Here is an 8,600-nt window from a genome sequence, read left to right on the forward strand (position 1 = left end):
CCATATATTTGTTTAAAACCGATATTCAAGATCACATCTCCTTTTTCATAAATATCGGGCACCGTTAACAAAATGGCATCATCATTTGCTAAAGCCATTTGCTCGCCGGTAACCAAGGTGGCCGAACCCGATCTTTTCCCAAGTATTTTAATGGAATAACCATTAAAACTCATTTCTTTTCCTGCTCCGATAAATAGCGTAGTTGAATTTGCTTCCTCGGTTAACACAGCAAAAGTTCCGGTAAAATCAACCTGGTTGTGATAGAACGAATCAAACCTATCCGATGAAAACACAAAGTCTGTTCTATCAGTCTTGCTATCAATTCGTAAGCCTACAAAACCTGAACGCTCGCCACTAAGCGTAAACGGTTTTACCGATGTAATGGTAGCGGGCTCTTTTGCTGTTGAGGGTTCATACACTGCCACAAAAGGTTTGTTCCAGGCTTCGCCATATTGTCTCACCACGGTTGTTAGCAATGGTGCTTTTTCCAGCTTTTCAGGAAGAATTTTTCTGAAAGCTTCCGGGCGTGGCGATTTCACTTTAAATAGTTCTCGATTTTCATTTCCATTCATCCACATATTCATCCGTACAACCTGGTTGTCGATTGATAAGTTATAGGTGGCTTTAAACGGATTGTCGATTTTTAACGACGTTTCATCGAACAAATAATCGTAAGCTTTTATGTTGCCCGACTCCGAATTCAGTTTTGATGAAGGCTCCAATGTTAAAACCTGATCATCAACAGTTGCAAACTGCAATTCCTGCCCCAAATTATGGTAAAAATAATCGTGATAATCAGCATCGTTTGCTTTTGTTTTCGACCTGAAAATATCGATATAATAGCCCGAGGTTTCACCTGTTCTGATAATTCCCATCACTCTGTTTTGGTCGGCATCGGTGCTTGGTTCGTTAAAATACAGGTCAGAAAAGCTGATATTCGGATAATACCCTGATTTTCTTTCGGAAGCGGGATACAGCGCATTTACTTCGAAGGCATAATAACTGCGCATTTTATTGTATTGCGATTTCCCGTTTACCGAAACAGTATTGTGTGCAGGGAACTGTGAATAATACTCATTATAATCGGGCTGGTAATAACTCGATCCCCTACCGCTTTCGGGAGCCAAAATATATCCTTTTCCGTATAGTTCCATTGCTATACCATTTGAATGTGCATGGTTTCCCAGCGATCCTGCTTGCGAAATCATCAACCCGTTATTCTCATTCATTCCGTTTCGTAAAACCAGCCAACTAACACTTGGGGCGAAAAAGGAAGCTGTGGTATAATCCGATAAATCAGCCGCATTAATTCCGCCATCTAACTCTACTCTGGAATTATAAAGCAACTCATTGAACGCATTTTTAGACTTACCGGAGTTTAACAATTCTGTTTTATCATGAAGCATAAAAAGCATCGCGGTAAACTTCTCTTCCTGTTCCCTTTTGTTAAAGACTTGAGCGTTGCTAATCAAATCGAAAAACGGTTCAGTTTCCAATTCTCCATAATGAGAATCGCCAAAAGCTACAATGCTTTTATTCGGATACAAATACTGCGGCATAACCTCCACCGCCTTATTCACAACCGGCATTTGAGGCATGACATCAATCTCCAATGCATCTTGAATAATTCGAGCTAATTCAGTGTATGCTTTGGCCACACTTAAAGCATAGCCAGAAGAACATTCATTCCAAACGCCGTTATTCGCGTCGTAACTGTGATTCAGCACATCTAAAACCGACCATTGCCTGGCTTCCGATTCGTTAAAAACACGATTCAAGTAATGCTGACATCCTCTACCATCTTCATAAACACTGTTATCATCAAGAACCAAGGCAATTTCAATTACTTTATTGGCCTGGTGTAAATTCCAATTGTTATCTGGAACACCATTTTTAATAATTATTTCGGCCAGTTTTTTTAAGGAAGTGGTGTAAATATGGTTTTTCTCACTATAATTTTCCTGAATGTAATCGTATAAAAAATCATAACATCCGGCCAGTTCATCAACAATATTCTCTTTGATAACCTGAAAAGATGTTAAACCGATTACGTTTTGCTCTTTCCCGTTATTTAAGTCAACCGGTTCGTTTCTGTAATACAAACCATGTGTGTAAACATCAAATAAATGATGAGCCAGGTGGGCATAATCTTCATCTTTTTCAACAAAATAAACCAAGGCTGCATCACGCGCAATTTTCATGATGTTTTCGTTGGTGTTTTCAATAATACGCCCCGTTTCCCGGGGATGCACCCATTCCCATCTATTCGTCTCTTTATGCTGAAGATAAAGCCCCCTTTCATCCTCTGCATAAGGTTTGACATCCTCTAATTTTGGGGTTTTATAATCTGTTACGTAATCACGTTGCCCGGTAAACCGAACTGTTGGAACCGGTGCTTTTCCCGTAGCATGCGAATAATATTTGCTATCAACAAAAACATCGGTAGCATGGCTACGCCAATACATTTGAAAACGGGATGACAACCATTCCGGATCTGATTTATATTGCTGAACGTATTTTGATATTGAACTTTTAATCTTTTCGTAATCCCTTTTTACTGTAGCACAGCTATCTATTTGTTGCAATATCTTCTCTTTGGATACAGAAGATGAAATAAGCCTGGGGTGTTCCCGCTCAATTTTTTCTGGGAATACAAATTGGGCATGACTATCATGCCCAATTTGTATTAAAAGGATTAGAATAAAAAAAGTACGAACCTTTTTCATTTTTATATTTTTCAAAAATATTCGGAATCTATCCTTAAGCATTTATATCCCGTGTTTATTTGACCGGTGTCATTACCACATCTTTTAAATTAACAGGTGCCCAGTTGCCTTGTACAGGTTTAAATGTGATTTTATAGTTACCCGGTTCTGTTATTTCGAAGTTGCCAATTTCCAGTGGTTTAAAGTCGCCGTAATCGTTTGTTGCCGGTATTTTTACCGTTTGTGTTTGCCCGTTTAGTTCCACTTCAAAAGCTGCCTCTTTTAAACCGGCTGTTTTTGCGGTAACATGGAAAGTTGCCGGATTTTCGATGGCAAAAGTCCAGTACACACGTTCGTGCTCATTGGTCCAACTGCCTATACAGTCTTTCGAGCTGTTGTATTTTACACCCAGCCCGTGCATATTTTCAAATTCTGCACTTTCAGTCATAAAGGCAACTACACCATTATCGTCTTGCCCGAATGGTTTTGGTTCAATGGCGTCAGGTGCATCAGCTAATTCTAACACAATAACCGAGTTAATCTCATCAGGCGCCTTGCCGCTAAGTTGAACGGTTAAGCCTTCTTCACCGACTTTGGTTCTAAACTTTTTTGAGCTGTTGGTTAGTAAACTAGCTTTTGCCGATTTATTGCGAATTGGAACGGTAATTTTTCCGGCTTCCCAATCAAAAACATGCAGGTATAGTTTTGTTATCCCCTCGGCCCTTTTCATAGTAATGTAGCCCCAATCTACTTTGCTACACGGACTGGCTTCGGTTTCGTAAATGGCTTCGCTGTTCTTATCCATCCAGGCACCAATGCCTTTCATACGCTCTACGGCCTTTGGCGACAAGGTTCCCAAACACGTTGGACTTACATTTAAAAGGTAATTTCCACCCATGCTGGCAGCGTTGGCCAGGTTGCCAATTAAGGTTTCCAGCGATTTAAAGTTTTGGTCGTCGCTACGGTAGCCCCAGCTGCCGCTTACCGGCTGACAAAGTTCCCAATATTTATCTTCCGGTTTTTTCTTTGGCATATGCCGCTCGTAGGTTTTATGGTCGCCGGGGTAATCGTCGCCCAAACGGTCGTTGGTAATAATGGCTGGTTGCAAGGCAGTGGTAACATGGTATAAACTATCCACTACCTCCTTTGTCATTGCTCGTGGCGTGTCCCACCAAAAAATAGCAATGTCACCGTAGTCGCTTAAAAGCTGGTTTACCTCCGGAAGTGCTTTTTCCATTACATAGGCATCGCTGCTAACGCGTTGCATGGTCTTGTCCCAGTTGTTTCCCATTCCGCCGGGATGACTCCAGTCTTGCGCCTGCGAATAGTAAAACCCAAACTTAATCCCTTGTTTGGCACATTCGTCGGCCAGTTCTTTCATTACATCGCGACCAAAGGGTGTGGCATCTACCACATTAAAGGGGTTACATTTGGAGTGGAACATGGCAAAACCATCATGATGTTTTGCGGTAATTACCATGTATTTCATTCCGGCTTCTTTTGCCAGGCCTACAAATTCTTTCGCGTCGAATAAAGTGGGGTTAAAAAGCTCTGCAAATTTGGCGTATTCGGCCACAGGAATTTGTCCGCGATTCATAATCCACTCAGCTGAGTTTTTTTGTGGTTCGCCTTTGTAAAAACCTGCCGGAACCGAATAGATTCCCCAGTGAATAAACATCCCGAAACGGGCGTCGGTCCACCATTCCATTCGTTCCTCGTCGGAAATTTGCTGGGCTTTTGTTTGTTTTACCCAGCTCATATTCAGAAGAAGAACCAGGATTGTTAATGTTGTGATTGTCTTTTTCATTATTGTTGTTTTTGTTTCTATTCTTTTCTCTACCCCTCACTCTATCGAGAGCTCCCCTCATGAGGGGAGCCAGCATTGATGTAATTTTTTCGCGCTACAAACAGAGCTCTGACCTTTCAGCCTACGCTTTCCCCTCCGTGAGGGGAAATGTCGACAGACAAAGGGGTAAACGGTGCTGTAATATTTTTATTCGTTCTTTAATCATCTTCGTTTTGTTTCGCCCCATGCCATTTTTACTTTTCAATTAACCTTATCCGTGGGGCGATTTGTTCGCTTCGCTCATTTACCCAGCGCTACGCACTGGGCTATTACTTATCGCACTTTCAGCGCTTTTAGTTTATCTGCGTAATCAACACCACACTCCAGGGTGTAAGTGTTTGATCCATATCTAAAATTCCTTCTTCGCCAACCGTTACAATTTCTGTTTTTAGACTTTCGGCATAGGCTTTCATCACTTTAATTTGCTCGCGGGTTGGCGGTTCGGGTTTACCCATGGCTTCCCAGTAGTTGTGAATATTACCGTGGTCTTTATCCAGCGTTTCAATTTTAAATTGCGTTCCCGGTTTTAAGTTTTTCATTGAGAAACTCAATGGTTTTAAGGTTCCCTCTTCACGCTTGTTGTTGCCGGATGGAACTGCATCCTCATATTCTTCGGGATAATTATAGGCCAAAGCCGAAATTTTACCATCACCAGAATCACGGCTTACAAACAGGTAATCGTCTTTGTAGATTTTTTCGTCGCCCAGTTGGTGCAACATCCGGTAAGCGTGGTACGATGGTTTTACCAGTCCCTGAAAGTTAATCATACCAAAACCTCCGTGAAAGATACTGGCAGCACCGCCTTTTTCTTCAAAAACATCAGTGAAGGTCCAGAATGCCAATGAGTTTGTTAAACCGATACAATCGAGGTTGGTTTTTACAATATAGGCAGCGGCTGGAAGAAAATCGTGCGTAGCATCGCGACTGCTGGGGCTGGTATTCCATTCGGTGAGGTGCAATTCGGCATTTGGAAAGGCGCTGTTTTTAACAGTTCTGTTCAGCCACTCAATATCCAGTTTAGTAGACCCCACAAACCGGGTCAAACCTCTGCCTTTTCCCGTTTCAGGGTTAAAAGCATAATCGGTTGGGTACGGGTGGCAACTAACAAAATCAACCGGCAGGTTTTCTTTTTCACAGAATTTCAGGAAATCCTCAATCCATACGCCGTGCCATTCCAATTTATTAATATCGTCAATGGTAAATACCTCTTTGGCTGCTTCGCGGTCTTCAATTTCGCCGTCGAAACGCGTGTCGGGCACAAAGTTACTGGTTGCAGGGCCTCCAATTTTCAAGCGTTCGTCAACTGATTTAACTGCAATGGCCGACTGTTTATACATTTCGAAATATTGCGATTTGGTGCCATCCAGAAAGAGCGGGTAAAGGTTGGGCTCGTTCCAAACTTCGAAATACCAGGTAAGCACTTCGTCAATTCCGTAGCGGTCGACCAAATGTTGTGTTAACGCTTTTACCAAATCGTGCCACTGCTGCGCATAGTTTTCGCCCGGAGTAATATTTGCTTTCCACCAAAATACGGTTTTTGAATTTTCAGCGGCAAAGGGCTCCGGGAAATAGGCCAGCTCCACAAAAGGCTTTACATTCAGGTCGAGCATACGGTCGAACAAATCGTCGATGTATTGCCAGTTGTAAACGATTTTTCCACGGTTCTCGAGCACCACAAACATATCTTCGTGAAATAGCCCATGAAAACGGCAGTATTGAAATCCACAGTTTTGCTGTACTTTTTCGAGTTGTTCGAGCCAGCCAGCACGCAGGCCTTCGTTGGCACGCCCTGCCCCTACACATTTACTCCAAAAGTGTTCGAATTGTTCGCCATTGGAATTGGCATCGATGGTTGTTTTGTTTTGCGCGTTTACAATCCCTGAAAACAGGATGATTACACAGATTAAAATTGTTGTTGTTTTTAGTAGTTGGCTCATATTTATCTAATTCAATTTTATTTTACAATTCCATATACTTGAATTTTTACCACGCTGGCCAATTTATTAGCTGCAACATTTGGTAATTCAATCTTTATTCCATTATCTGTAGCAAAAGCTTTTACCTGTGTTCCGGTTGCCAAAAGAGTAGAATTTTTTATTTCATTTTTGATTCCGGGAATGAATAACTCTCCGTTTTCCGGCCAGTTAAACACCGAAAAATAGAGCGTTGTATTTCCGTTTTCCACTTTTTTGGTGCAGCGCCCCCAATCAAATTTTCCAATCGGGCTCGAAGTCGTTCCATAAACAGCTTCACCATTTACCTTTAACCATTCGCCCATTTCTTTTAAAAGCTCAACAGAGGGCTGACGAATTATGCCTTCGCCGGTTGGCCCAACGTTTAACAAAAAATTACCGCCTTTGCTGGCAATATCAACCAGACTGTGCACCAATGAATCTGCCGATTTCCAGGCATGGTCTTCTTTGTGGTAGCCCCAAATTTCACTGATGGTCATGCAGGTTTCCCAGGGTTGCGGCTCCCCACCTTTTGGTATTTTTTGTTCGCGCACGGCATAGTCACCCAGTTTGTTTCCTACACGTTGATTTACAATACAATTGGGGTCGAGCTTTCGAATTAATCCCAGCAATTCTGTACTTTGCTCTTTAGTAATTAACTCGGGGGTATCGAACCAAATAATTGCAGGTTTGTATTTTGTTATCAACTCGGTAATCTGTGGTTTTACTTTTTCTTTAAAATAGATAGAATAATCTTTTTTCTCTTCTTCCGGAAAATCCCACACATTGCTTCGCCGACCACCTTTTGAATTACACTGCGGATGGTGCCAGTCGCGGCCCAACGAATAATATACTCCAAATTTAATCCCCTGCTTTTTACAGGCTTCGTTTAATTCTTTAATTGGATCGCGTTTCCACGGCGTTTGTTTTACTATGTTATAGTCGTTCGACGGGCTGTTGAACATAGCAAAACCATCGTGATGTTTCGAGGTAATTACCATATATTTCATACCGGCATCTTTGGCAATTTGGGCCCACTCATCGGCATCAAATTTTTCGGGATCAAATTCTTTGGCTATTTTTTCGTATTCGGAAATGGGAATTTGCAAGTTGCGCATCATATGTTCCGAACGCCCGTCCTGCCCCTTCCAGAAACAGCCATCCTGAGCGTAAAGTCCCCAGTGGATAAACATTCCGAAACGGGCATCGTTCCACCATTCAAGACGTTTGGCTACGACTTCAGCCGAGTCAAGGTATTCGAGTTTTGCGTTTTCAAATTTATCGCCAGTATCGATGGTGCCGTCAGCATTTACTTGGGCATTTACTATTGTATGCAGAAATACTCCACATATAATAAATGCTACTATTCTTAGTAGTTGGCTCATATTCTTTTTGTTTCACGCAGATTTCGCTGATATGCGCGGATTTTTATAAGGTGTCGGGGCGTTGCCCCTTTTTATCATTAGGTCACTTTTCACAGGGCTGTACCCTTTGCTTCTACGTTTCGGGCCCCGACCTTATAGTCGGGACAGGCTTTTCAGCCCTGCTATTTCACCCGAACCGTAAGTTCCTGCTCGGCTTGATTACGCATTACAAGCATTTTCACCGTTTCGGTGTAGTTGTATTTTTTTAGTGCACCGAAGAACTCTTTTACGTTTTTCACTTTTTCGCCTTCAACGGCCAGTATCACGTCTTTGCTGCGAAGTCCATCGCCCTCGTATGCTTTGCTTCCGTTCCACATTTTCAGAATAATAACGCCTTCCGCTTCATTTAAACCGTAGGCCGATTGCTCTTCCATTGAATCTACTCCTTTAATCTCGTTGCGAAGCCACGAAACCGTTGCACTGCTTTTCCCTGACAACTCCCCGGTAGTTTTTATTACCGGAACTTCAGGTGTTTTCGCCATTTTTTTCAAATCAGGGCTTAACACACCAAACTCATCCATCGGAAAGTTTTTGAAACCCAGTTTTAACGCCGGTGAGTTTTCGGCAACGCTAAAATCAAGTTCTGCAGGATTTGTAAACAAGGGGTCGCCAAAGGCACTGTTGGCATCAATGTTATACAACTGGGCCTTTAGCATCGATTCTTCATCGGGAA

Annotated in this window: 5 protein-coding genes; all 5 read right to left on the reverse strand. The window is 42.2% G+C overall.

Going from position 1 to position 8,600, the window contains the following annotated elements:
- Nucleotides 1–2,585, reverse strand: a 2,585-nt coding sequence (locus ABZB17_RS16935) for a heparinase II/III family protein (RefSeq protein ID WP_372651829.1), incomplete at its 3' end; no start/stop codon positions are given.
- A 196-nt stretch (nucleotides 2,586–2,781) separates the two neighbouring features.
- The gene (locus ABZB17_RS16940; protein WP_372651831.1) at nucleotides 2,782–4,512 is read right to left on the reverse strand and encodes an alpha-L-fucosidase; all 1,731 of its coding nucleotides are present in this window, start codon (nucleotides 4,510–4,512) and stop codon (nucleotides 2,782–2,784) included.
- Between the two features lie 332 nt (nucleotides 4,513–4,844).
- On the reverse strand, nucleotides 4,845–6,488 hold the full coding sequence (locus ABZB17_RS16945; RefSeq protein WP_372651833.1) for a hypothetical protein: 1,644 nt from the start codon (nucleotides 6,486–6,488) through the stop codon (nucleotides 4,845–4,847).
- A 17-nt stretch (nucleotides 6,489–6,505) separates the two neighbouring features.
- The gene (locus ABZB17_RS16950) at nucleotides 6,506–7,888 is read right to left on the reverse strand and encodes an alpha-L-fucosidase (protein ID WP_372651835.1); all 1,383 of its coding nucleotides are present in this window, start codon (nucleotides 7,886–7,888) and stop codon (nucleotides 6,506–6,508) included.
- A gap of 161 nt (nucleotides 7,889–8,049) precedes the next feature.
- A partial coding sequence (locus ABZB17_RS16955; protein ID WP_372651837.1) for a PDZ domain-containing protein occupies nucleotides 8,050–8,600 on the reverse strand: 551 nt, incomplete at its 5' end.

The organism is Draconibacterium sp. (genome assembly GCF_041583095.1).
In the GTDB taxonomy this organism is placed as follows: Bacteria; Bacteroidota; Bacteroidia; order Bacteroidales; family Prolixibacteraceae; genus Draconibacterium.